The organism is Streptomyces violascens, from assembly GCF_014649955.1.
GTDB classification, from domain to species: Bacteria; Actinomycetota; Actinomycetes; order Streptomycetales; family Streptomycetaceae; genus Streptomyces; species Streptomyces violascens.
Genome location: NZ_BMUA01000001.1, coordinates 226,232 through 249,811 on the forward strand (window position 1 = coordinate 226,232; position 23,580 = coordinate 249,811).

Genomic DNA, 23,580 nt, shown 5'->3' on the forward strand with positions numbered 1-23,580 from the left:
ACGACGGTGCTCGATGAACCCTGGACGCCCCTTCGCCGGGCGGCCCATCCGGCTTGCGCAGCCGCAGCCGCGCTTCACGGTGACGACGGTCGCGCCGGAGCTTCCGTCTGGTTCATTTCGCCGATCGTCTGCCACAGTCGCAGCGCCCGGCTTCGGTGGTGGTGCGCCAGGTCGTGGACGCCGGCGGCGGCGTCCAGGTCGCCGATCAGCTGCCAGCAGGTGGCCTCGTCCTGGCGGTCCCCGTGCCGGTGGAACAGGCCCGCCGCACGCTCCAACGCCGGGCTCGCCCGGTCCCGGTCGTCCTGGCCGGCGTACACGCGGCCGACTTCGAGCAGCGTGTAGGCGGCGCACCGCTCGTCGGCCAGTTTCTCGAAGGTGGCCAGCGCCTGCCCGAGGCAGCGCAGCGCCTCGTCCGGATCACCGCGCTCGGCGTGCAGCCGGCTGAAGCGCCGCAGCACGACGGCCATGCGATGCTCGTCGTCGAGCGCCGTGGCCAGGCGCAAAGCCCCGTCGAACCAGGACTCGGCCTCTTCGAGTCGACCTTGCATGAGTCGCATCACGCCCATGGAGCAGGACAGCTGCGCTTCGATGTGCCGGTCGCCTTCACCGACCGCGATGGTCAGCGCTTGCTCGACACGTTCGAGCGCTTCGTCGTCACGGCCCTGCACCCGGCTGACCGTACTGAGCGTGGCCATCGACAGCGCCTCGCCGCGCTTGTCCCCGGTGTCCCGGCACAGCTCGATGGAGGTCTCAAGGGCGCGGGTGGCCCGGTCGAACTCGTCCTGGTAGATGTGCAGTTGGCCGAGTCCGCGCAGCAGCACGGACGCCCCGCGCGCGTTGCCGGCGGCCTCGGCCGCGTCCAGCGCGAGTCGGTGCCCGTGCTGCCAGTCCTGGTACAGGCACCGGTGGTCGTAGTAGGTCGCCGTGCCGGCCGCCAGCTCCCAGGCCAGCTCGTCCAGGCCCCAGTCCACGGCCAGTTTCACCGCGCCGAGAAGGTTGTCGCGTTCCGCGTCGAACCAGCCGATCGGATCGGCCATCAGCCGGTCCACGACCGCGTCGGGCAGCGACCGGCGCGGTGCCGAACCGGGGGCGGCGGCCAGCAGCCCGCCGGGCAGCCGGTCGGTGCCGCGCCCGACCAGATCGAGCCACACGGACAGCACCCGGATGATCGCGTCCCGCTTGTCCGCCGTGGGCAGCGGGGCAGCGGCCTCCATGGCACAGGTCCTGATCAGGTCGTGCAGTCGGTAGCGCGGCTCGCCGAGGGCGTCGGTGGCGGTCAGCCGCACCAGGCTGGCATCGACGAGGGTGTCGAGTACTTCTTCGCCGTCCGGGCGGTCCAGGAGGGGGCCCACTACCCAGCCGGGCAGGGTGTAGGCGCCGAGCAGACCCAGCAGACTGAGGGCGCGCACCGCGTCGGCCGGCAGCAGCCGTAGGCTCAGATCGACGCTGGCCCGGACGCTGAGGTCCCCGATCCTCAGCTCGGCCAGCCGCCGTGACTCGTCCTCGATCCGCTCCCTCAGCACCCGCAACGACCAGGCCGGGCGGCCGGTGAGTTTGCCGCTCGCGATGCGGATCGCCAGCGGCAGATTGCCACAGCAGTCGAGGATCGCGTCGGCTTCGCCCGGTTCCCGTTCGACCCGCCCCCGGCCGACGATCCCGGTGAACAACTCCCGTGCCTCTGCCGGGCTCAGCACGTCCAGGTCGATGTGCCGGGCGCCGGGAAGCTGCGTGAGGAGAGTGCGGCTGGTGATCAACACGGCGCAGCCCTCGGCGCCGGGCAGCAGGGGCAGCACCTGATCGGCGTGACCGGCATCGTCGAGGACCACCAGCATGCGACGGTCCACCAGTAACGAACGGTAGAGCGCGGCCCGCTCGGAGAGGGCGTTCGGGATCGCGCTGCCCGCGATCGAAAGCGCGCGCAGCGCTTCGGCCAGCATCAGTCCCGGGTCGCGGGGCTCGTCCGATGTCGCCGCGAGGTTGAGGTAGAGCTGGCCGTCGGGGAAGTTGGCGCTCGCCAGCCGCGCGGCATGCGTCACCAGGCAGGACTTGCCGACACCGGGACCGCCCACGACGACGGCCACCCGGGCCCGGTTCGGCGCCGACCCGCCGAGCAGTCCGGCGATCTCGGCGAGTACTTCTGCGCGGCCCACGAAGTCGGGTACGTCGAGGGGTAGTTGACGCACCGGCATCGCCATGGCCGACCCGGGGGACGCCGGGGCAGGGCTGTCCGGTGGCGCGGCCGGGCGGGCATGTGAGGGAACCGGGGCCGCCAGGGCGGGGTCCGCCGTCAGGATGCGCCGGTGCAGCGCCTGGAGCGGCGGGGTGGGGTCGACGCCGAGTTCGTCGGCCAGGGTCCGGCGCAGCCGCTCGTACACCTGCAGCGCCTCGCCTTGTCTTCGACACCGGTAGAGGGCGACCATCAGGTGTTCGGCGACCTGCTCGTCGTAGGGGTGCTCGCGGAGCAGGGCGGTCAGTTCATCGATGACCTCTCGATGGAGCCCCAGGCCGAGTTCGATGGCCAGGCACTGCTTGTGCGTGGCCGCGCGTTGCTCGTTCAGCCGTGCCGCATCGATCTCCAGGACTTGGCTGGGGGTGTCGACCAGGGCGTCTCCGCGCCAGCAGGCGAGCGCCCGCCGCAGCGCGCCCGCTGTCTCCAACGGAGTCGTGTGCTTTTCGGCGAGGTGTCGCTCGTGATCGAACTCCAGCAGGTCGAGCTGGTCTTGAGCCAGGTGGATCTCGTAGCCGCCGCGCCGCGTGCTGATCAGGGTGCCGGGCGCTCCGCAGGCGGCGAGGTTGCGGCGCAGCCCGGAGACGGCGTCCTGGACCTGGCGGACCGCGGTGGCGGGCGCGTTCGCGTCCCACATCACGGCGACGAGCCGTTCCATGGCGACGACGTTGTTGGCGTCGATCAGCAGTGCTGCCAGCATCTTGGCCTGCCGCGGGCCGTTCAACAGGACCGCACGTCCGGCGATCTGGGCGTGCAACGGCCCCAGTAAGCCGAATCTCATGCTCCCCCTGCTACGTGACGATGAGCGCCGTTCCCCCTGGCCTACCTCGCACTAGGACGAATCTAGGACGGCCCACGGAGCGGTGTCCATAGCGTCTCCGCAGCACGGCTCGATACGTACGCCGCACCACTTCCGATCGGCACCACCACAGAGGGAGCAGTGATCAACCGTGCTTCGCGGCTGGAAGACCTTCGGCGTAGCCGGGCAGGACCGCGGCAAGGGCATGGCCCACTGTCTCCGGGGCAACGGCGGTAGCAACTGGTACGAGTCCTCGATCGTCGCGCGCAATGGCACGGACTCCTCGCACTACGACTGCACCGACAACGGCACCTACAACCAGGGTTTCGATCTGGTCGGCGTCGATCTGAGCAACTGGTGACAGGTGCCTGAACAGGCAACAGGAGCCCTGGTGCGCACCGTTCGGAGCGCACCAGGGCACACCGGTCGAGGGAGGAGGCCGGACGGCGCTGGGCAAACACAAGACCCTTGCGGTCACGCTGGGCGTAATCATTGCCGCGATGGTCGCGGCCGGTTTCGCGTACTTTCCGTCCGACGACACGGAAGCCAAGAGCTACGTGAAGACCCTTTCGGCCGCTTCCTTCAAGGCTCACGATGCGGCCGTTCCCGGCTGCGTCGACAGCTCGCAGCATACGGCCGAAAAGGAATACGGAATCCCGGAGGCGAACTCCGAGTGGGCTCGGGTGGACGGTTAGGTGCCACACGACAGCCGCTACCGGTCGGCATTTCGGACGTGGAGTTCTTGCGCCACGGCTGCCGGTCATCCGGCGCAATCCCGTCTCGCGCTCATCACGGACCTGCGCAAGGAATACACGTCCGTGGTGGCCGGCGTTCAGGGTGGGAACCACATGCCGCCCCAGAACGAATTGGCAGCGCTGGCCGCTCAGAATCCCGCGTGGCAGAAATTCCATCAAGCGGAACTCGATGCCGCGGAGGCCGCATTTCCCTGCTCACAAGCCACCGATCGGACGTACGTGTCCCTATTCCTGGAACGCCTGAGCCGGAAGGGTTGAGGGCGACGCGCCGGAGGGAGCCCCCGGCGGTTCGGCCGGGCGCTCAGTCGGCGTGAGGTGCTGTCGGCGTCGGCTTGTCGAACATGGCGCAGATCGTGGCGGACTGGAGGGCTTTGGAGGCCCTGGTGAGGCCGGGAAACGCGGCGGGCGTCTCGGCGAAGGCTTCCGTCGAGACGAGAACGGACGCCGTGCGGTGGCCGGTGGAGTCGGTGATGTTGGTGCTGAGGTATCCGGGAATGCCGCCGTCGTGAGCCCACACCGTGCCGCACGGGGTCGTGACAGTTTCGATGCCGAGACCGTAGCCGGGCCCGTCCGGCCGGTCCGGGTCGACCGGCACGGTCGTACGCATCTGCGCGAGCTGGGCGGCGGGCAGCAGTCTGCCGGACATCAAAGCGGTGGAGAACCGGCCCCAGTCCTGCGCGGTGGACACCACCGCCCCGGCCGCGCCGCCCCACGAGACGTTGTTGTCGGAGACGTTCACATGACCGTCGTGATGGGCCCCCGCGTAGTCCCTGACCTCGGCCGGCACCCCCGGCGGCATATGGGCGGCATCGGGTTCGTAGCCATGGGCGTGGCGACCGCGCCAGGTGGAGTCCGTCGGGTAATAGGTGTGCCGGAGGTGGAGCGGCCGCGCGATCCGGTCGCGGACCAGATCCGCCAGGCTCCTGCCGGTGGCCTTCTCCAGGACGGCGCCGATCGCCGCGTAATCGGTGTTGCTGTACGCCCACGCGGCGCCCGGCGCGAAGACCGGATCGTGGCGCACTCCGACGGCGAGCAGCTGTGCAGACGTCCACTGCCTCGCATCCTTGCCCAGGATCGACGGCAGGAGCACGGGATCCTGCGTGTAGTCGTACAGGCCGCTGGTGTGATTGAGGAGCATGCGCAGCGTGATCTCCCTGCCGTCGGGCACCTGGCCGGGCAGCCACTTCTCCACCGGGTCGGTGAGGGCGAGCCTGCCCTCACCGACCAGTTGCAGTACGAGCGTGGCCATCATGGTCTTGGTGTTGGACCCCATCCGGAACTCGTCCTCCGCCTGGAGCCGGTGTTGCTGCCTGCTCCACTCGGTCTGCCCGGCGATCTGGATCGGCCGGCCGCGGCCGTCGTCCACCCGCACGATCACGCCGGGCGCCCCGGTGGACAGCAACTGCCGTACCACACCTTCCAGTTGGGCCTGTCGCGCTGCATCGCCAAGGCTCCCCACGGAAGGAGGCGCGACCTGCACGCTGATGTGAGTGGTGACCGGTTGGGCGGCTGCGAGTCCTGGCCGGTCGAGTACGGCGACCAGGCAGGACACGGCAAGTAAGGAGGTTGCCACACGCCACCCGCGAGCAGGGCGGCGTCGGGACGGTGCGGGCACGGTGATGGGCTGTGACCCTGTTGTCATGCCGACCACTGTGGCGTACGGGGCGGCCCGGAGTCACGGGCGGACGCCCCCGGCGTCCCCAACCCCCCTCCAGTCACAGCTTGATAACGTCCCGTCAGTTCTCTAGCTGTAAAATTTCACATATCACATCATGCTCTCCATGAGAAAAGTCATCGCCCTGCTCTCGGCAGCCACTGCCGTCGCGGCCCTCACTGGAACGTCCGCCAGCGCGGCACCCGAGGCGGCCGTCCCCGCGGACACCGGACAGGGGAAGCTCGTCTGGAGTTCCTGCAACGACACCGGCACACCCGCGCTCCAGTGCGCGATGCTCGACGTGCCGGTGGACTACGCCGACCCGCACGGCCGGAAGATCAAGATCAAGCTGAACCGGCTCCCCGCCACCGCGCCCAAGAGCAAGCAGCAGGGCCCGATCCTGCTCAACCCCGGTGGCCCCGGGGACTCCGGGCTCTGGATGCCCGCCTACATCTCCGGCCGGATCCCGAAGGACGTCGCCTCGACCTACGACTGGATCGGCTTCGACCCGCGGGGCACCAACGGCAGCGAGCCCCATGTCCTCTGCGACGCCCACTACTTCGACGGCGAGCGGCCCGACTACCAGGTCAGCCAGGGCACTTCGAAGGCATGGCTCAAGAAGGCCGCCGGGTACGCCGCGGACTGCGCGGGCGACTGGTCCTGGCTCATGCCGCACATGACCACCGTCGACAACGCGCGCGACATGGACAGCATCCGCCGGGCACTCGGTGCGCCGAAGATCAACTTCTACGGCGGCTCCTGGGGCACCTCGCTGGGCTCCACCTACGGCCAGCTCTTCCCCTCGCGCGTCCGGCGGATGGTGCTCGACAGCATCGTCGGCCCCACCATCAGCTGGTACGACCACAACGTCCTGCAGGACAAGGAGCACCAGCGCCGCTTCGACGCCTTCGCGGCATGGGCGGCCAAGGCGGACCCGGTCTACCACCTGGGCACGGACGCCGCCGCAGTCGAGAAGGCGTACCAGCAGGTCGAAGCCGACCTGCGGAGCAACCCCGTGGAGGCGGCCCCGGCTCCCGGCAAGATCGGCCCGGCCGAGTTCGAGGACACCTTCTACGGCGGTGGGTACAACTTCCTGCGCTGGCCGCGGATGGCCACCGTGCTCTCCGCCTACGTCGCCCACCACGACACCCGGCCGTTGAGCATCGCCTACAACCTGTACGCGGCGCCGGGCGCCGACGACGGCACCTTCCCCGCATACAACGCGGCGCAGTGCACCGAGAGCGCCTGGCCGCGTGACTGGGAGTTCTGGAAGAAGGACCAGGCCAAGGTCAACACCTCGGCACCCTTCTACACGTACAACAACATGTGGTACAACGCCGCCTGTATGTTCTGGCCCTACCAGGGCAACCCGGCGGGGCGTATGAAGATCACCGGCAAGGGCCTGCCGCCCGTGCTGCTCTTCCAGGCCACCGAGGACGCCGCCACCCCGTACGAGGGCGGGCTCGCCATGCACGACGCTCTGCCCGGTTCGAAGCTGGTCGTCCAGAACGGCGGCAGCTTCCACGAGATCCTCTTCCACGGCAACGCCTGTCTGGACGACACCTTCACCGACTACCTCCGCGACGGCAGCCTCCCCAAGGGCGGCGGCCGCATAGCGAAAACCTGCGCTCCCGAAGCCGACCCCACCCCCACCTACGTGACTCCGCCGTCCGCCCTCACCCGCAAGACCGCCATCAGCCCCCTCTCCCCCACCGACCCCGAGGCCGTGCACGGCGTCCTGCGGTAGCCGAAGCGTCAACTCGGCCCCGTGCGGCGGCAGTCGGCGCCATGCCGACTGCCGCCGCGCTCGGGCATTGGCGTCGACCCCACGCCTCAGATGTAGCCTGCGGGCTCGGTGGCGTAACGGCTCATCGTCTGCGCGGTCGCATGCGGGGTCATGGGCCGGCCACTGGTGATCATGTCCTGCAGATCGCGGAAGTACTGCACGTACAGGTCCGGTGTGAACGTGCTGAGCATGACGGCCGGTTGGTCTCTCACGTTGGCGAAGGTGTGCGGGGTTCCGGGCGGGACCACCACCAGGGTGCCCGCGGGCGCGTCGTGGTCGTTCACTCCGACGGTGAACCGCACGGAACCCGAGATGATGTAGAAAGCTTCGTCGTGCTGAGCGTGACGGTGCTGCGGCGGCCCGGGCGTGTGCGGCGCGAGGACGGACTCGGCGACCCCGAGGCGGTGCCCGGTGGTGCTGCCGTCTTCGAGGATGCGCATGCGTGTGGTGCCCAGAACGATCGTCTCGCCGTCGCCCGGACCGACCACCGAGACGGCAGGATCGGTGATCGGCTCAGTCGCCTTCGTTTCTTCAGTCATGCCTCGATTCCACCGCCGGGAACGGCACATCGTCCAAGACCCGTTCGGGAGCGCCGATACCGTGCGGGTATCGTCACAGCATGGAGCTACGCACGCTGCGCTATTTCGTGGCGGTCGCCGAGGAACTCCATTTCGGCCGGGCCGCCGGGCGGCTGCACATGAGTCAGCCGCCACTGAGCCGGGCGATCAAGCAGTTGGAGACCGAGCTCGGCGCCGCGCTGTTCGACCGCTCCCCGGGCGGTGTCACGCTCACTTCGGTGGGAGCGGTGCTGCTCGACGAGGCCCGCGCCCTGCTCGCGCAAGCCGATCGGGTACGGGGACGTGTGGCCGCGGCGGTCGGCGCCACGGCCATCACCGTCGGCATCCTGGGTGACAGCACCGACCCGGGCGCGACACGGCTGGCCGCCGCCTACCGCCGTCGGCACCCGCATGCCGAGGTCCACGTCCGCGGCACCACCCTGAACGATCCCACCTGCGGGCTGCACGCCGGGACGGTCGACGTCGCCCTGACCCGCGGGCCTTTCGACGAGACCGGCCTCACCGTGCGCGAGCTCCGCACCGACCCGGTGGGGGCGCTGCTCCGCGCCGACGATGTGCTGGCCGGGCGTGACGGCCTGAAACCGGCCGATCTGGCCGACCGCCGCTGGTTCCGCTTCCCGGAAGGCACCGACCCTCTCTGGCAGGCGTACTGGAACGGAGGCGAGCCGCGCGAAGGGCCGGTGGTACGCACCGTCCAGGAATGCCGGCAAGCCGTGCTCTGGAACGGCACGGTCGGCATGACGCTCCTGGACCACGAGCCGGGAGAGGGGCTCACCGTGGTACCGCTGATCGACATGCCGCCGAGCCGCATGGTGGTGGCCTGGAAGGAGGGCGACACGAATCCCGTCATCCGGTCGTTCGTCCAGATCGCGATCGCCGCCTACGAGGATTGAGTACTCACCGGGAAGCCCGCCCGGCCGACGTGGGTGCGGGTGCGGGCCGCAGGACCGATGAGTTCCGCCTCGCCGCGTCGTCTACCTGTCGGGGAACGTCCCTCCTCCGCGTCGGCGGGACGCCCGGGACGAGATGACGAGGAGCATGCACACCATGGCCGAGGACAACGTGAGCGCCACCCTGACGGTCGCCGTGCCCGCCGCGAGGGTGTTCGCGGTGCTGGCGGACCCGACGACCCATGCCGCGATCGACGGCACCGGCTGGGTTCAGGAACCCGTCGACCGGGCGCCGCTGACCGAGGTGGAGCAGATTTTCCGGATGGACATGTACCACCCCAACCATCCCGACGGTGACTACCAGGTGGCCAACAAGGTCCACGTATTCGACCCACCGCGCACCATCGGCTGGCTGACGGGATACGACCCGAAGGGCGACGGTCACCTGGAGTTCGGCGGCTGGCTCTGGCGTTACGACCTCGTATCGCTCGGCCCGTCCGAGACCGAGATCACGCTCACCTACGACTGGTCGGCGGTGCCGCAGTCCGTCCGCGAGCACATCCAGTTCCCGCCGTTCGGCCCCGAGCACCTGCCCAACTCACTGCGCCACCTGGCCGAGCTGGCCTCCGGTGGGTGAGCTCACCTGGAATGCAGGGCCTGGCCGACTGCCTTCGTCAGGCACTCCGTCGGTGTCCGGGGCACACCGGACAGTTGCTCAGAACGGAACTATTGCTTGCCGATCTGGGCATTGCCGTCGCGTCATCGCGTACCAAGACTCAAGGAGTCCGCGTCCGCGGACGATGCCGTCACCGGCGTCACGTCCCAAGCACTGGGAGAAGCCGTGCGCAACAGGAATGTTCTGATCTCCGGAGCGAGTGTCGCCGGGCTGACGCTGGCTCACTGGTTGCAGCGCGCAGGGTTCCATCCGACGATCGTGGAGCGGGCGCCCGGCCTGCGCAGGGGTGGGCAGGCCATCGACATCCGCGGCGTCGCGTTACAGGTCGTGGAACGGATGTGGCTGCTCGACAAGGTGCGGGCAGCCACCACCGACATGCGCGGGATGTCGTTCGTGGACGGTCGGGGTGAGGAGCTGTCCAGGTCCACCGAGGCCACGCTGACCGGCGGGTTGATCGACAACGACGACGTCGAAATCATGCGGGACGACCTGACGACCCTGCTGTTCGACGCGACTCGTTACGGCAATGAGTACTTGTTCGGCGATGTCATCACCTCCCTCACACAGGACGACGACGCGGTCGAGGTCCGCTTCCGGCACGAACGTCCGCGTCGCTTCGACCTGGTGATCGGCGCGGACGGGCTGCATTCCGGGGTGCGCCGGCTGGCCTTCGGCCCGGAGTCGGAGTTCCTCCACTTCCTCGGCAGCTATCTCGCCATCTTCAGCGTGGACAACTTCCTCGGACTCGACCACTGGCAGATGTACCACACCACCGATGACGCGCTGGTCGGCGTCTACAGCGCCCGGCACAACACCGAGGCCCGGGCGATGCTGCTGTTCGAGTCCGCGGAACTCGCCTTCGACCACCGCGATCCCGAGCAGCAGAAGAACATCCTCGCCGAGCGCTTCGCCGACGTCGGCTGGGAAACGCCCCGCCTCCTTGCGAGCATGTGGGACGCGCCGGACTTCTACTTCGACACGATGAGCCAGGTCCACCTCGACCACTGGTCGAACGGGCGGATCGGGCTCGTCGGCGACGCGGGCTACTGCGCTTCGCCGCGCTCCGGCCAGGGCACCAGCATCGCCATGGTCGGCGCCTACGTACTCGCGGGAGAACTCGCCAACCACCCGGACGACCACCGCGCGGCCTTCGCCCGCTACGAGCAGGTGATGCGGGAGTACGTCCACGAGAACCAGCGGCTCGCCCATCGCAGGGCCGACGGCACGTCGAGCTCGTCCGACGGGCTCGCCCACGCGGCCAACGCCATCGCACTCCCCGGCTACCCCCACCACAGCTGACGTTCCCCAAGGCCCCGAGGTCTGCCGCCGGTGGCCGCTCCTCCGCCTCGTCATGCAGACTTGACGAGGCGACCAGTGGCGCCTCAGCACCAACTCGCTTGGCCACCAAGGGAGATGGGCCAGGCGCCGTGAGTGCCGGACGATGTCGAAGGAGCGCCTTGTGAGGGACTACGTCAAGCGCCTGCCGCCGGGAGCTCGGCCCGAGGGCGACATCGGGGTGTGGCCTCTCGTCGATGCCGAGCGGTGGCTCAAGGCCCGAGTCCCGGCCGTCTTCGCCCCGGTCGCGGGCAGTTGGGCCCTGCTCGTCGCGGTCGTCGCGTCGTACGTGCTGACCTCCGGCTGGTCGGGCGCCGCGTCCGGGGGTACGGACTGGCAGGGTTATCCCGCGACGGTCCTGCTGGCCGCGCTGCCGTTCTGGTATCGCTTCCTTCCGGTTCCGACCGTTCCGGCCGCGCTCCTGGTCGCGGGGAACGCGGCCATCTCGTGGGCATCGACCGACACCTTGGACCAGCGTGCCAAGATCGGACACCTCCTCGAACTGGCCGTTGCCGCCTGGGCGTTGACCGGTGCGGGCCTGCGGCTGCGGGCCCGGCGCCGCCAGCGTGCACTCGTGCTCGCCACGGCGGGGCAGCGCCGCTACGCGCTTCCGGGCCGGGTGCCCGAGTCGGACGGCTACCGAGGGTTCCGGCAGTTCTACCTCGGGCTCGCCCTCTGTCTCACCGGCGTCGCCATCCTGGCCGACGGCCTCGTCGCGAGCCTGTCCGTGCCGGACGGCACACCCGCCTACAACGCCATCGGACAGCAGACCACGGCCCTGCTCCTGTTCGTCGCCGGAACCACCGTGTACGGGTGGGGCCATGTCGCCTTCCGCGCGGCGCGGCGCCTGCACGACGAGTCCCAGCCGGCCCTCGGGGTGGGTGTGCGCATCGGCGCCGACGGCTACCACTGGCTGTATCCGGACGCCCTCACCACCTCCGCCCGCCCCCTGATCGCGTACTTTCCCAAGGGCCGCGACACCGTCCACGAGGCGCGCTTCCTGGGCACCAGTTCCGCCTACGGGCCGGACGACGGGCACTACGACATCGACCCGCGCAGCGAGCCCTTCGAGGCGGTGCTGTACGGCGTGCCCTGCGAAGGCGCCGAGATCGCCGTCGAGTACGCGGTCATCGAGCGCTCCGCCTACGCGGCGCAGGAGCGCACCCACGCGGCGGTCACGGTCGCCGCGCTGCTGCCTCGGCGTCGTCACGGGTTCGGCCCGTGGCAGCCCGCCGACGGCGCGGTTCGCGATGCGACGCGGCGCGATCGGATCCGCGAGGAGGAGCGTGCGGAGCGCCAGCGGGAGGTGCGCCGGGAAGCACGCCAACGGCAGCAGGACACGAAGTCGGCAGCCCGGCCCCGGACGGGTCAGGGTGGGCGGAGCCGCCCTACGCGGAGCGGCAGGCCCAAGCGCTGGGACGGCGGCGGATCGGGCTGCGGCGGCGGGGCAGCAGGCTGCGGAAGTGGAGGCGGGCACGGAGGGGGCCACAGCTGCGGTGGACACGGCTGTGGCGGGCACGGCTGCGGAGGCCACTGAGTCCCGTCGCACCTGGGGGTGCCCAGTGGCCATCCGGCGGACCGACGCGGCAGGTCCCCGGCCAGATCCCGGGCCGGGGACCTGAACCACACCGCGTCGGCCAAGCCGTACGAACGGAGCCTGCGAGAACCGCTACGGCGCCATCTCGTACGTTCCCGCCAGCGCCTCGACGCGCTCCCAGACGCGGGCCGAGCGGGCCTCGTCGACGACCGGGCGCCGCACCGCGCCCAGCGCCCAGTTCTGCTGTGCCTCGGTCGCGGAGTCCTTGCCGTGGAGCTCGACGGCGTGCGCGGAGAAGTCGCGCACCAGGACGGCGAAGAGTTCGTCGAGCACGTCCTGCTCCAGGCCCGTCAGGCGTGCCTGCTCCAGGATCAGCTGGCCGTGCACGACCAGCGCGAACAGCTGGCCGACGGCGAGCAGCAGGTCGAGGTCGCGGCTCTGCTCCTCGTCGGGGGCGGCCGTCGTGACGAACTCGCAGAGCGCGTCGGCCTGTTCGCGCAAGCGGGCGACATTGGGCACCTCGGCGTACGCGTCGAAGGCGGTGCGCCAGTCGTGGAAGCGGATGGCACCGAGGCCCCGGGCCGGTCCCTGCCGGAAGAGGAAGGCGTCGTCGGCCGCGTCGAGGCGGGTCGGCACGGGCGCGTACTCGGCCGGCTTCAGGAGGTGGTTGCCCATGAACTTCAGGATCAGGGCGAGGTTGACGTGGACCGTGCCCTCCAGCTTGGGCAGGCCGCGGATCTCCACGGCCGCCTGGGCGAAGTAGTTGTCCTTCTCGAAGCCCTTGGCGGCGATGACGTCCCACATCAGGTCGATGACCTTCTCGCCCTCCGTGGTCACCTTCATCTTCGTCATCGGGTTGAAGAGGAGGTAGCGGCGGTCGTCGGGTCCCGCGGTGCGGAAGTAGTCCACGGCACGGTCGCTGAACAGCTTCATGCCGACGAGGCGGACGTAGGCGTCGGTCAGCTCGCGGCGCACGTGCGGGAAGGCGGTGACGGGGCGGCCGTAGAGAATGCGCTGATGAGCGTGGGTGACGGCCTCGTACATCGCGTGTTCGCAGATGCCGATCGAGGCGGTGCACAGGTTGAACTTGCCGACGTTGACGGTGTTCAGGGCGGCGTCGAAGGCGGCTCGGCCGGTGTGCAGGACGTCCTCGGCGCCGACCGGGTAGTTCTCCAGGCGGAACTCGCTGACGTACTTGGAGGAGTCGACGACGTTCTTCACCAGGTGGTACGCCTCGTGGCGGCTGTCGGCGGCGAAGAAGACGTAGCCGTCGGGGCCCTCGACGTCGGTGCGGCGGCCGAACACCGAGACGAGGCCGGCCGCGTTGCCGTTGCCGATGTAGTACTTGGAGCCGGTGGCCCGGAAGCCGCCGTCGCCGTCCGGCTCCAGGAGCATGTCGGTGGAGTAGATGTCCGCGCCGTGGGTCTTCTCGGACAGGCCGAACGCGAACACCTCGCCCTGGTCGAGGAGTTCGGCCGCGCGGGTACGGGCCACCTCGTTGTCGCTCTGCCAGACCGGGCCGAGGCCCAGGATGGTGACCTGCCAGGCGTACCAGTAGTCGAGGCCGTAGAACCCGAAGATCTCGTTGAGGGCGGCGATCCGCGCGGTGTCCCAGCGCTTGTCCTCCTGGCCCTCCCCGGCGGCGGAAGCCGGGGTGAGGAAGGTGGCGAACAGCCCTTCCTTGGCGGAGAACGCGAGGAAGTCAGCCAGCCAGGCGCGCGAGCGGTAGTCCTCGATCAGCCGGCGCTTGCCGCGCTGCTCGAACCAGTCGACGGTCGCGCGCAGCAGCCTGCGGGTCTCGGGGTCGAAGTGGGTCGGGTCATAGGTGCGCGGGTTGAACAGCAGCGCGTCGGCCATGCCATTCGCCTTTCCGGGTCGGGAGGTCGGGGACTGAGAACGTGTGATGCTCAGGGGCAGCTTGCTCCACCGGCTCAGCGCTGGGCGCCGAGCCGGTGGAGAGTGGCGATCACGTCGTCGAGCCAGGCGAGCGTCATGCGTTCGTACGCGATGCCGCCGCGCAGCACGACGTGCTGGAGCTCCTGCCCGGCGTCGGGTCTTTCGGGGGCGTCGGGCCCCGTGAAGTCGCGCTGCTCCCCAGCGAGGTAATGCGCGAGCCGGTCGGCGTGCGCCCGGCGGTGCCGCTCCACCTCGTCGAGCAGTGCGGCCGGGTCGTCGAAGGCGGCGCCGCGGATCTTCACGGCCAGCTCGTGCCGGACGCTCTCGGGTTCGATCGGCTCGTGCAGCCACCGGGAGAGTGCGGCCCGGCCGGGCGCCGCGACGGAGTACTCCTTCTTGTCCGGCCGGCTCTGCTGCGCCACCTCGCGGGCGTCGATCCAGCCGTCGTTCTCCATGCGCTTGAGGATGCGGTAGATCTGCTGGTGCGTGGCGGCCCAGAAATAGCCGATGGACCGGTCGAAGCGCCGGGCCAGCTCATAACCGGAGCCCGGCTTCTCCAACAGCGAGACGAGAATCGCGTGCTCAAGCGCCATGCCCGAATCCTTCTATGCAACTCGTTGCATAGACAAGCGGCACCGCCCAGGTGAGACACGGCTCACCTGGACGGTGCCTTCAGCAGCGACGCGCCGTCGCCGGGCGCTGTGCCTTGCAGAGCCCGCTCTCGATGCCGTCGAGGTCGCGGATGGCAGATCCTCCTGGTCGGTGGATGAGCGGTAGGCGCGGCCGCGGCCCGCTCAGTTGTCGGTGAGCCAGGTGCCCCGGCTCGCGGTCCAGTGGATGGTGACCTTCTGGAACCGCTGGGCCTTGCCGCCCGCCTCGTCGACCTCGTCGGTCATGGGGTAGCCCAGTGCCTTCTCGTGGCCCGCGGCGTGGAAGGCGTCGTAGATCGCGCCCTGCACGGTGTGCGCGCCGGTCGGCGGTGACCACGTGAACAGGCCGCGCTCGAAGAACTGGTAGCGGCCCCGGGTCCCGTCCGGCGCCTGCGCTCCGTCGGCCTCGTCCATCGTCGGGAAGCCCCAGCGCTGCTCCGAGTCGGTGTCCCAGTACTTCTTGAGGATGTCCCCGTAGATGGCGAAGGCCGAGTCGGGGTGCCAGAGGACGATGCCGTTCTGGAAGAGCTGGAAGCGTCCGCCGAGCCGGGCGTCCTCCTCGGCGCGCAGCGGCAGGCCGAGCGGGCCGTTCGGGCCGCCGAGGCCCGCGTACTTCGCCCCGATCGTGCCGTACGGCTGGAACGCCTCACCCATCAACTCCCGTGCGTAGCCCTCCGCCTGGGGGTAGCGCTCGGGGTAGGCGGAGCGCTGGACGGCCTGGGCGAGCTCGCCCGCGGTGTTCCAGTTCGGCTCCATCTGCTGAGCCACTTCGAAGAACTTGTTCGCCGCGTAGTCGACGTCCAGGCACTGGTCGGGGTTGCACCACCCCTGCGAGGGCCGCTGCTGGAAGACGCCGAGCGAGTCCCGGTCCCCGCAGTTCAGGTTGTTCATACGGGACTCGACCCAGCCCGTCTCGAAGCCGGCGAGCATCACCTTGTCGGACACGCCGCGGCGCTGGCCGACCTCGTACACCTTGCGGGTCACCGCGATGTCCCGCTCGGCGGGGATGCCGCAGAACAGCTCGGCCGTCGCGGCGTGCCCGAGCGGACCGGGTACGTCCTTGGCACTCTGTGCCCGCGCCGGTCCGGCCAGGGTGGAGACGGCGGTCGCGACCAGCAGCATCACTGTTCCGAGTCTCGCGCGCCGTGCGGTTGAACCATGCACGTGGCTGCTCCTTCGTCGATCGGGATACGTGCCTCGTGGGAGGTTCGTGGCCCGGTGAGGGGTGGGCGCGGTCCGGGGACCGACGGTCCGCAAGGTAGCCGCGGGAGCGCGCGGCCCGGCATCCGGAACGATCCGGAGTGACACGGGCGAGGATCCGCGATGGAGTCGAGTCGTGCGCCGGTGCCCCACAGCCGCGGCCCAACTACCCTGCCGAGCAAGGTGATGGGCCGTGGCGAGGTACGGGGGCGGGCATCGGACACCCGTAGCGGTGGGGGTTTTCGGCGGGTTCGCCGGGAACCCCTCACCGGGCGGGGGTGGGAGCCGGGCAGTCGGGGACGGCAGGGCGGTCCTTGGTGCGCACGGCGGGCAGCCAGGCGGTGGGCCGGCCGGAGTCCCGCGGCAGCCGGACGCGATACCACTCGGCCGAGTGCGTGTCGGCCTCGTCGATGATCTGCATGCCTGCGGCGAGCCAGCAGTCGACGGCGAGTTCGTCGCCGTGCCACACCCGGGTCGGCACGACGTTGTCGACGGTGTAGGGCCGCATCGGGTCGATCGCCAGGCCGAGGCTGCACTGCGGGTCCTTGTCGGTACGGCCCCGGCATCCCTGGTCGGCGTTGAACACCCGGATCCGGCCGGGCGGTTCGGCGGCCGTGGCGCCGGAAGCGGTGCCGCCCTCGACGTGCGGCCAGATCGTGGCGCCCACCGCGCACACCGCGAGGGTGACGAACGCGGCCCGTCTTCGTCCGAGTCGGCGGACCCCGGGCCGCCCGGACGGCGCAGGGGCGTCCGTCTCTGTGGGCGGCCGCTCGGCGATGCGCGCGAGGAGGCTCTCGGCCGTGTGCTCGGCGCGGGCGGCGTGCGTCGGGGCCAGGCAGTCGGCGGTCAGCGCCCGCCAGAACGGCGGCACCGCACCGTCCAGGCGCAGCGGCGCCCGCCCGTCGGCGTATTCCTGTGTCGCGGCGCCGCGCGCCATGGGGGTGGCGCCGGGGAACGGCGAGGCGCCGGAGGCGAAGAGCTCGTGGATGGTGATGCCCAGGGCCCAGATGTCGGCGCTCGGCCGGACTTCGACGCCCTGCTCGCCGAGCGGCGCCTTCCAGCGCTCGGGCGGCAGGTAGTCGAAGGTGCCCATCGGGGGCGCGTACCCATGGGTGCCGTGGGTGCCGGTCAGCTCGGTGACGAGCCCGAAGTCGGAGAGCTTCACCGAACCGTCCGCCATGAGCAGGATGTTGTCCGGTTTGAGGTCGCCGTGCACCCACCCGCTGCGATGCAGATGGGCGAGGCCCTCACAGATCTCGGTGACGAGCCGGGCGCCTTCGGCCTCACTCACCCCGGCATCGAGCAGATCCCGCAGACTGCGCTCGGCCCGCTCCATGACCAGCACGATCGCTCCGTCGAGGAAGGGGTGGTCGGGTTCGCTCAGTACGACGGTGTCAAGGAGGCGGATCAGCCTCGGGTGCGAGGACCGGCGGCCGAACTCGACCTCCCGCCGGGCGGTTTCGGCCACCTTGCGGGCCTGGCGCGGGGCGAGCCCGGCGGTCGGCAGCACCTTGAGCGCGACGGCCTCCTGCTCATCTGCGTCACCCTCAACCAGCCGTCCCGCATGGACAGTTGCCCATCCGCCGGCACCGATCGACTCGGTGACCTCCCAGCGGCTCACGCGGTAGCCGGGCGGCAGCAGTTCCGTACGGTCACTTCCCGAAGTGTCGGCCGGACGGTGCACCGTATCCCCTCCGGTCCGCCGGCCGTCACGGTGTGCGGGCATGTCTGTCATCCCGCCGTCCCCCGCTCCTGCGCGGCGCCCCCGGTCCGGGGCGGCAACAGCGCGAGGTGTTCCTCCCGTACGAGGCCGAAGCGCAGCACGAGCCCGACGATCGCCTCCCGCTTGCCGTTGCGGCGGGCTTCCCTGCGGGGCCCGGACTCGGCGGGTGCGCTGATCCGCATCTTCTCGTCGGCGAGGTAGTCGATGTGCGAGCTGACCGCCCGCGCCGTGAGCCGGGCGCACGCGGGGTGCCCCTTGAGCCGTTCGACGATCTGGGGCGTGGTCGGCACCGCGACGGGCGACTCGTCGCGCAGCCGCGGTTCGCAGAGCGCTACGAGGATCAGGAAGTAGAGGGCCGTCTCGTCCAGGGAGTACGCCGTGACGGTTCGGCTTCCCCACTGGCCGCCCATGCCGTCCGGGTCGAGGTAGACGTGGTCCGGTGCGAACACCTGGAAGGCGACCGTGGTGTTGCGGCGGGTGGGCAGCACGACCCGGGAGAACTCGAAGGGGATGGGGGCTCCGGCCCGCCGTGGCGGCACGCGCAGATACTCCCCGGCCCCTTCCGGGTTCTCGACGAGATAGCTCTGCGTCGTACTGAGGTTGCTGAGCTGCCAGTGGTCGTCCGTCACCCTGATCTCGCCCGCGAGCCGGGAGATCGCCTCGTCGTCGAGGCGGAGCTCGACGGGGGTCGTCGCGGAGCCCCGCCCGAAGCGTGCCACCTCGCCCGGTCCGAGCCGCAGCGTCACCGCGTCACCGGACGGCTCACCCGCGACCTCGCCGTACCCCTGCGGCACATGGATCACTACCCCACTCACTGCCCCCTCCTCGCCCCCGCGTCACCGAACCTCACTCAGATCGAACGTTACACATCCTGACGATCGGTCAACTCCTGGGATCTGGCCGATTTCGTACGCGGGAAGCGGGGTTGTTCTGTCCGGATCCATCGGGGTGCCGCCGGGGCTCGCGTCGGCCTCCACCGGCTTCCTTCACAGGCGGGCGGCGGATGTCTTCTCCCCGGCCGTTTGTCAGCCCGTAGCGTTCCGGGTGCCGCCGCGGGGCGTACGCGGCTACCGTCCACCCCGACCCGTTCTCAAGGCATCCCAAAGGGATCTCGAAGGGATCGCAAGGGATCCCGAGGGGGAGGAACGCCACGTGCTTCACGGTCTTTCCCGGCGCGCGCTGGGTTTCGCGCTCGCCGCGGCCGCCGCCGTACTGCCGTCGCTGGTGACCGCGTCCCCGGCGGCCGCCCAAACCGCCGGATTCGCCGGATCGTGCCCCACCACCGGCTTCGTGTCCCAGCGCTACAGCGACGCCCACGACGGGATCGACATCGCCGACGCCTACGGGACACCCATCTACGCTGTCGGCGACGGCGACGTCATCAACTCCGGCCCGGCGCAGGGCTACGGCCAGTGGATCCGCATTCTGCACCCGGACGGCACGGTGACCGAGTACGGGCACATGTACCAGCGGGACGTCGCCGTCGGCGAGCACGTGGTGGCCGGGCAGCGCATCGCGCTCATGGGCAGCGAGGGCGAGTCCAGCGGCCCGCACCTCCACCTGCGGGTGCGCGTGGGTACCTCGACCGACATCCGCGGCATCGACCCCATCCCCTACCTCGAAGAACGCGGCGTGGGACTGCCGTGCACCCCTGGCGGCGGGCCCCGGCCCAAGCCGTTGGTGTATCCGGTCGAGTCGGGCCGGATGGTCTCGACGCGCTCGGCCGACGGACGGCTCGAAGCGTTCGCCGCCGGGGCCGACGGGGTCCATCACGCGTGGCAGTCGCAGGTGAACGGCGCCTGGTCGGAGTGGGAGGCGCTGGGCGGGCCGGGCAGCGCGGAGCTCGCGGTCGCACCCAACGCCGACGGACGCCTGGAGGTGTTCGCGCTCAACGGTGACGTACTCCAGCACCGTTACCAGACGTCCCCGTCCGGCGGCTGGTCGGGCTGGGAGAGCTTCGGCACCGGTGGGCGTTACGTCACCGCCGGGGCCAACGCCGATGGACGGCTCGAGGTGTTCGCCTCCGGCCCGTCCGGGGTGTTCCACACGTACCAGACCGCTCCCAACAGCGGGTGGTCCGCATGGGAGTCCACGGGAGGCGGGCCGAGCTCCGGCCGTATCGAGATGGAGAAGGCGCCCGACGGCCGCCTCGAAGTTTTCGCGCTCAACGACAACACCTTCCAGCACCAGTACCAGACCGCCGTCAACGGCGGCTGGTCGGCGTGGGACGACTTCGGCGGCGGAGGGCACGACCTGACGGTCGACCACAACGCCGACGGGCGCCTGGAGGTGTTCGCCTCCGGCCCGGTGGGCGTCTTCCACAAGTACCAGACGGGGAGCGCCAGCTGGTCGGAGTGGGAGCCCGCGGCAGGACCCGCCAACTCCCAGCTCGCCAGCGACCGCACTCCCGACGGCCGGGTCGAGGTGTTCGCCATCAACGGCGACGTGGCCATGCACACCTGGCAGACCGGAGTCAACGCCCGCTACGGAGACTGGGCCGCCTTCGGCGAGGGTGGCACCGAGATCGCGGCCACCACCAACGCGGACGGCCGGATCGAGGTGTTCGGCACCAGCCGCGCGGGAGTCCACCACAGGTGGCAGACGGGCTTCAGCACGTGGTCCGAATGGTCCTGGCTCGCCAACAGTCCTGGCCCTGGGGTGAGTTGAGCCTCACACGACAAAGCGCCTCGCGCGGAGACAGAGCCGATGTCAGACTGCCCAGGTGATCGAAGATCTTCCCGCCGGCCTCAGCGCCCGGCACCCTGCCTGTGACGACCATCTCCGCGTGCTCGCCGTACTGGACACCTGGTGGGGCGGCCTCAAGGGGGCGGAAGGGGCGACGGAACGCGCGCTGCTTCTGCCCCGGCTGTACTTCCAGCACTTCACCACCACCAGTTTTCTGGTCGAGCGTGCCGACGGCGAGGTCGCGGCGTTCCTGGTCGGCTTCCTGTCGCAGACAGAGCCCGAAACCGCCTATGTGCACTTCGTCGGCGTGGACCCGGCTCTGCACGGACGGGGCATCGGACGCACCCTTTACCGGGCCTTCTTCGCACTCGCCCGGTCACAGGGCCGCCGCTATGTGCACTGCATCACCAGCCCGGAGAACACCGCGTCACAGGCATTCCACACCCGGCTCGGCTTCTCGGCCTCCGAGGTGAAGCCGGACTACGACGGGCCCGGGCTCGACCGGGTGGCGTTCACCCTCGACCTGGCTACGGAGCCGACGGCGAGCCACTGACGCGGGAGGAAGGGCTCTGGTGGACGACGCGTGAATCGCGGATGCTCATGGACATGTTCCGAAAACCATGAGGAGCGGCCATGAACATCCCCGGTCCCGAGCCCCGTACGGACGACGGTGTCGGCGCGATCGCGGCGGCGGGCGGACTGCACAACTACCAGCGGTGGCTGCACGCCGAGTACGGGCCGGTCGTACGGTTCCAGCTCCCGGGCGCGGAGACGGCCGTCTCGGTCGCCGATCCCGTACTCCTTGAGGCCACGGCGCACATCAACAAGCGACCGGAGCGGCTCTTCGACTTCCTGGCCCCGCTGTTCGAGGCGGGGAACCTGCAGGTGCTTCCGGCCGACGAGCACACGCCCTTACGGCGCCTGCTGCTCTCGGTGCTGGCCGGACGCCCGTCGCACGAGCGGCACTTCGCGCGGTTCACCGAGCTGACGACAGCGCTCGCGGACCGCTGGGCCGAACGGGCCGGCCAGGAGCCCGTCGCGCTGCAGAAGGACCTCACCACGCTGACGCTACGGATGATCTGTGCGTACGCGCTGGGAGGCGACGCCGAGGACCCGGACGCCGTCATCGCCGCGTTCGAGGAAGTGCTCACCGCATACCTGGGGCGGCTCTACGAGGCGCCGGCCCCGGATGCCGGAGAGGAGGGCGCCAAGGGGGCGGAGGAGGCTCTCGCCTACCTCCGGGCGACGGTCGACCGCATCGTCGCCGCGCACGAATCCGGCGGCGGCACGGACAGGAGCGACCTGATCGGCGCGCTCGTCGAGGCGGGCGAGCGGCCGGCCCGGATCCGCGACACCGTCATGATGTCGCTCCTCGCCTCCCACCACACCACCGGCGTGGCCGTCTCCTGGACCCTGCATCTGCTGGGCAGCCATCCCGAGGCGGCCGACCGCGTCGCCGACGAGCTGGACCGCGTACTCGGTGACCGCCCGGCGCCCGAGTACGCCGACCTACGACGGCTCACCCACCTCGACATGGTCTTCAAGGAGTCGATGCGGCTCTATCCGCCCGGCCCGTACGGTGCGCGCGAGACGACCGAGGCCATCGCCCTGGGCAAGTACGAGATCCCGGCCGGGACGACGGTGTTCTATCCGTTCTGGGCGGTGCACATGAACCCCGATTACTGGCCCGAGCCGGAGAAGTTCGTGCCCGAGCGGTTCACCCCTCAGGAGGTGGCCAAGCGGCCGCGGCTGGCCTACATTCCCTTCGGTATCGGGTCGCGCAGCTGCGAGGGAGCCGGCCTGGCGGTGATCGAGGCCCAACTGGTCCTTGCCGTCCTGCTCAAACGCTTCCGGTTCCGGCCCGTGCCCGGACACGATGTGACTCCGATCGAGCGGTTCGTGCTGTGGGCGGAGGATGACATCCGTATGACCGTGAGCCCGCGCCGCTGACCGGGGACCGGGGTGGTGAAGCGGACGCCGCTCCACCACCCCGGCGACCTCCGATGTGCTCAGACCAGCATGTTCTCGATGAGGTCGGCCGCGCGCCGGGTGCCGCCCTCGGACCGTGCGTCGGCACGCAGCTGTGCCGAACGCCGGGCGACCTCCGGGTCGGTGACCAGGTCGTCGAGGGCTGCCCGGAGGGCCTCGGCGGTGGCGTCCGGGGTGTCGATGCGGCGGGCCACGCCCAGTTCCACGAGCCGATCGGCGTTCATGGGCTGTTCGGCCCCCTGCGGCACGGCGATCATCGGGACACCGGACATGAGTCCTTCGCTGCAGCCGCCCATACCGGCGTGCGTGACGAAGGCGTCCGCCTGCTCCAGGATCGCCCGCTGCGGGACCCAGGAGTGCACCTCGACGTTGGAGGGGATGTCGCCGAGTTCGCGCGGGTCGGTGTACTTGCCGATCTGGAGGACGACGTGCCAGCCGGGCAGGTCGCCGTAGGCCGCGAGGCACTGCCGGTAGAACTCGGGCTGACGGGTGAACGCCGACCCCAGGGACACGAGGAGCACATGCTCCACATACGCCGGGCGGGTCCAACCAGCCATCTCCGAACGTGGGTCGAAGCAGGGCCCGACGAAGGTCACCGTGTCGGTGTCGACCCGGTCGGCGTGCGGCTGCATCGCCCGGCTGATCAGCGCCAGGGCCCGGGCGGGAGGACCGGAGAATTCGTCCACGCCCGTGGTGGTCGCTCCACAACTCGCCAGCCACTGCGCGAACTTGGCGTGGTACGCGTCGGCGCCCGGCAGCTTCCGGAGATGGACCGCAACCTCCTCTTCGTAGCCGTCCCAGCCGACGAACGTCGGGTACAGCTGCATGAGCGGCCGGCCCTGGGACTCGGCGAGGGCACGCGCGGCGTAGGCGCCGATGTCGTACAGGTACAGGTCCGCCGGGGCCCGGTCGTAAACGGCGCGCAGCTGCGGGAGCGCCTGCATGGCGTCGTCGAGGAAGAGCCCCATCGCGGCGAAGGGTTCGTCGGGCCAGTTGTTGTCGGCGACCGGCAGCACGGAGGTGCAGGGAACGAATTCGGCGCCGGTGGGTGTGATCAGGCCGGCCACGGCCGGGTCGTTGGCGTAGCTCACCCGGTGACCCCGCGCCACCAGCTCGCGGATGATCTCAAGACTGGGCAGGACGTGACTGACGGCGGGGATGCCGACCATCGCGATGTGGGCACGGCGAGGGAACGCGGAA

General features: G+C 70.3%; 19 protein-coding genes. 10 read left to right on the plus strand and 9 right to left on the minus strand.

The window, feature by feature from the left end; genetic code table 11:
* Window positions 1-74: 74 nt before the first annotated feature.
* Window positions 75-3,008 (minus strand): AfsR/SARP family transcriptional regulator, encoded by a 2,934-nt coding sequence (locus IE206_RS01105; RefSeq protein ID WP_189959655.1) that lies wholly within the window; start codon window positions 3,006-3,008, stop codon window positions 75-77.
* A 169-nt stretch (window positions 3,009-3,177) separates the two neighbouring features.
* On the opposite strand from IE206_RS01105, the gene IE206_RS01110 reads away from it, so the two are divergent.
* Both IE206_RS01110 and IE206_RS01115 read left to right on the plus strand, forming a co-directional pair.
* Complete coding sequence (locus IE206_RS01110) at window positions 3,178-3,387, plus strand: hypothetical protein (protein ID WP_189959657.1); 210 nt, start codon at window positions 3,178-3,180, stop codon at window positions 3,385-3,387.
* A 139-nt stretch (window positions 3,388-3,526) separates the two neighbouring features.
* Window positions 3,527-3,721 (plus strand): hypothetical protein, encoded by a 195-nt coding sequence (locus tag IE206_RS01115; RefSeq protein ID WP_189959659.1) that lies wholly within the window; start codon window positions 3,527-3,529, stop codon window positions 3,719-3,721.
* Between the two features lie 361 nt (window positions 3,722-4,082).
* Here IE206_RS01115 and IE206_RS01120 read toward each other — a convergent pair whose 3' ends face one another.
* Window positions 4,083-5,183 carry a serine hydrolase domain-containing protein gene (locus IE206_RS01120; RefSeq protein WP_226598607.1) on the minus strand — a complete coding sequence of 367 codons (1,101 nt, stop codon included), beginning with the start codon at window positions 5,181-5,183 and terminating at the stop codon, window positions 4,083-4,085.
* A 379-nt stretch (window positions 5,184-5,562) separates the two neighbouring features.
* Between IE206_RS01120 and IE206_RS01125 the strand changes: the two genes are divergently transcribed.
* Window positions 5,563-7,182: an alpha/beta hydrolase gene (locus IE206_RS01125; RefSeq protein ID WP_189959663.1), complete on the plus strand. Its 1,620-nt coding sequence runs from the start codon at window positions 5,563-5,565 to the stop codon at window positions 7,180-7,182.
* 86 nt (window positions 7,183-7,268) lie between these two features.
* On the opposite strand, the gene IE206_RS01130 is transcribed toward IE206_RS01125, so the two are convergent.
* Complete coding sequence (locus IE206_RS01130) at window positions 7,269-7,760, minus strand: cupin domain-containing protein (RefSeq protein ID WP_189959665.1); 492 nt, start codon at window positions 7,758-7,760, stop codon at window positions 7,269-7,271.
* Between the two features lie 80 nt (window positions 7,761-7,840).
* On the opposite strand from IE206_RS01130, the gene IE206_RS01135 reads away from it, so the two are divergent.
* The 4 genes from IE206_RS01135 (at window position 7,841) to IE206_RS01150 (ending at window position 12,237) form a co-directional block, all read left to right on the plus strand.
* Complete coding sequence (locus tag IE206_RS01135) at window positions 7,841-8,692, plus strand: LysR family transcriptional regulator (RefSeq protein ID WP_189959666.1); 852 nt, start codon at window positions 7,841-7,843, stop codon at window positions 8,690-8,692.
* A gap of 154 nt (window positions 8,693-8,846) precedes the next feature.
* Window positions 8,847-9,326 carry an SRPBCC family protein gene (locus IE206_RS01140; protein WP_226598609.1) on the plus strand — a complete coding sequence of 160 codons (480 nt, stop codon included), beginning with the start codon at window positions 8,847-8,849 and terminating at the stop codon, window positions 9,324-9,326.
* A 204-nt stretch (window positions 9,327-9,530) separates the two neighbouring features.
* On the plus strand, window positions 9,531-10,664 hold the full coding sequence (locus tag IE206_RS01145) for an FAD-dependent monooxygenase (protein ID WP_189959670.1): 1,134 nt from the start codon (window positions 9,531-9,533) through the stop codon (window positions 10,662-10,664).
* A 160-nt stretch (window positions 10,665-10,824) separates the two neighbouring features.
* Entirely contained in the window at window positions 10,825-12,237 is a 1,413-nt protein-coding gene (locus IE206_RS01150; RefSeq protein ID WP_189959671.1) for a hypothetical protein, read from the plus strand.
* A 132-nt stretch (window positions 12,238-12,369) separates the two neighbouring features.
* On the opposite strand, the gene IE206_RS01155 is transcribed toward IE206_RS01150, so the two are convergent.
* From IE206_RS01155 to IE206_RS01175, 5 genes are all read right to left on the minus strand, one after another.
* A complete protein-coding gene (locus IE206_RS01155; RefSeq protein ID WP_189959673.1) occupies window positions 12,370-14,094 on the minus strand; it encodes an acyl-CoA dehydrogenase family protein in 1,725 nt (574 codons plus the stop codon).
* Between the two features lie 74 nt (window positions 14,095-14,168).
* Window positions 14,169-14,726: a PadR family transcriptional regulator gene (locus IE206_RS01160; RefSeq protein ID WP_189959675.1), complete on the minus strand. Its 558-nt coding sequence runs from the start codon at window positions 14,724-14,726 to the stop codon at window positions 14,169-14,171.
* A 201-nt stretch (window positions 14,727-14,927) separates the two neighbouring features.
* Window positions 14,928-15,947, minus strand: a complete 1,020-nt coding sequence (locus tag IE206_RS01165; RefSeq protein ID WP_226598611.1) for an LGFP repeat-containing protein — start codon at window positions 15,945-15,947, stop codon at window positions 14,928-14,930.
* Between the two features lie 301 nt (window positions 15,948-16,248).
* Window positions 16,249-17,709 carry a serine/threonine-protein kinase gene (locus tag IE206_RS01170; protein WP_189959677.1) on the minus strand — a complete coding sequence of 487 codons (1,461 nt, stop codon included), beginning with the start codon at window positions 17,707-17,709 and terminating at the stop codon, window positions 16,249-16,251.
* A gap of 5 nt (window positions 17,710-17,714) precedes the next feature.
* Complete coding sequence (locus IE206_RS01175; protein WP_189959679.1) at window positions 17,715-18,521, minus strand: FHA domain-containing protein; 807 nt, start codon at window positions 18,519-18,521, stop codon at window positions 17,715-17,717.
* 337 nt (window positions 18,522-18,858) lie between these two features.
* Between IE206_RS01175 and IE206_RS01180 the strand changes: the two genes are divergently transcribed.
* The 3 genes from IE206_RS01180 to IE206_RS01190 all read left to right on the plus strand — a co-directional run bounded on the left by IE206_RS01180 (window position 18,859) and on the right by IE206_RS01190 (window position 22,341).
* Window positions 18,859-20,373 carry a DUF8189 domain-containing protein gene (locus tag IE206_RS01180; RefSeq protein ID WP_189959681.1) on the plus strand — a complete coding sequence of 505 codons (1,515 nt, stop codon included), beginning with the start codon at window positions 18,859-18,861 and terminating at the stop codon, window positions 20,371-20,373.
* A gap of 55 nt (window positions 20,374-20,428) precedes the next feature.
* Window positions 20,429-20,944 (plus strand): GNAT family N-acetyltransferase, encoded by a 516-nt coding sequence (locus IE206_RS01185; RefSeq protein WP_189959683.1) that lies wholly within the window; start codon window positions 20,429-20,431, stop codon window positions 20,942-20,944.
* Between the two features lie 80 nt (window positions 20,945-21,024).
* A complete protein-coding gene (locus IE206_RS01190; RefSeq protein ID WP_189959685.1) occupies window positions 21,025-22,341 on the plus strand; it encodes a cytochrome P450 in 1,317 nt (438 codons plus the stop codon).
* A gap of 59 nt (window positions 22,342-22,400) precedes the next feature.
* On the opposite strand, the gene IE206_RS01195 is transcribed toward IE206_RS01190, so the two are convergent.
* Window positions 22,401-23,549, minus strand: coding sequence for a macrolide family glycosyltransferase (locus IE206_RS01195; protein ID WP_189960715.1), 1,149 nt, complete (start codon window positions 23,547-23,549; stop codon window positions 22,401-22,403).
* Between the last annotated feature and the right edge of the window lie 31 nt (window positions 23,550-23,580).

What these genes read in the sequence shown, in the direction of transcription:
- IE206_RS01105 (WP_189959655.1), bottom strand. Translation starts at nt 3,008, where the DNA reads ATGAGATTCGGCTTACTGGGGCCGTTGCACGCCCAGATCGCCGGACGT.
- IE206_RS01115 (WP_189959659.1), top strand. Translation starts at nt 3,527, where the DNA reads ATGGTCGCGGCCGGTTTCGCGTACTTTCCGTCCGACGACACGGAAGCC.
- IE206_RS01125 (WP_189959663.1), top strand. Translation starts at nt 5,563, where the DNA reads ATGAGAAAAGTCATCGCCCTGCTCTCGGCAGCCACTGCCGTCGCGGCC.
- IE206_RS01130 (WP_189959665.1), bottom strand. Translation starts at nt 7,760, where the DNA reads ATGACTGAAGAAACGAAGGCGACTGAGCCGATCACCGATCCTGCCGTC.
- IE206_RS01135 (WP_189959666.1), top strand. Translation starts at nt 7,841, where the DNA reads ATGGAGCTACGCACGCTGCGCTATTTCGTGGCGGTCGCCGAGGAACTC.
- IE206_RS01140 (WP_226598609.1), top strand. Translation starts at nt 8,847, where the DNA reads ATGGCCGAGGACAACGTGAGCGCCACCCTGACGGTCGCCGTGCCCGCC.
- IE206_RS01155 (WP_189959673.1), bottom strand. Translation starts at nt 14,094, where the DNA reads ATGGCCGACGCGCTGCTGTTCAACCCGCGCACCTATGACCCGACCCAC.
- IE206_RS01160 (WP_189959675.1), bottom strand. Translation starts at nt 14,726, where the DNA reads ATGGCGCTTGAGCACGCGATTCTCGTCTCGCTGTTGGAGAAGCCGGGC.
- IE206_RS01170 (WP_189959677.1), bottom strand. Translation starts at nt 17,709, where the DNA reads ATGCCCGCACACCGTGACGGCCGGCGGACCGGAGGGGATACGGTGCAC.
- IE206_RS01190 (WP_189959685.1), top strand. Translation starts at nt 21,025, where the DNA reads ATGAACATCCCCGGTCCCGAGCCCCGTACGGACGACGGTGTCGGCGCG.
- IE206_RS01195 (WP_189960715.1), bottom strand. Translation starts at nt 23,549, where the DNA reads ATGGTCGGCATCCCCGCCGTCAGTCACGTCCTGCCCAGTCTTGAGATC.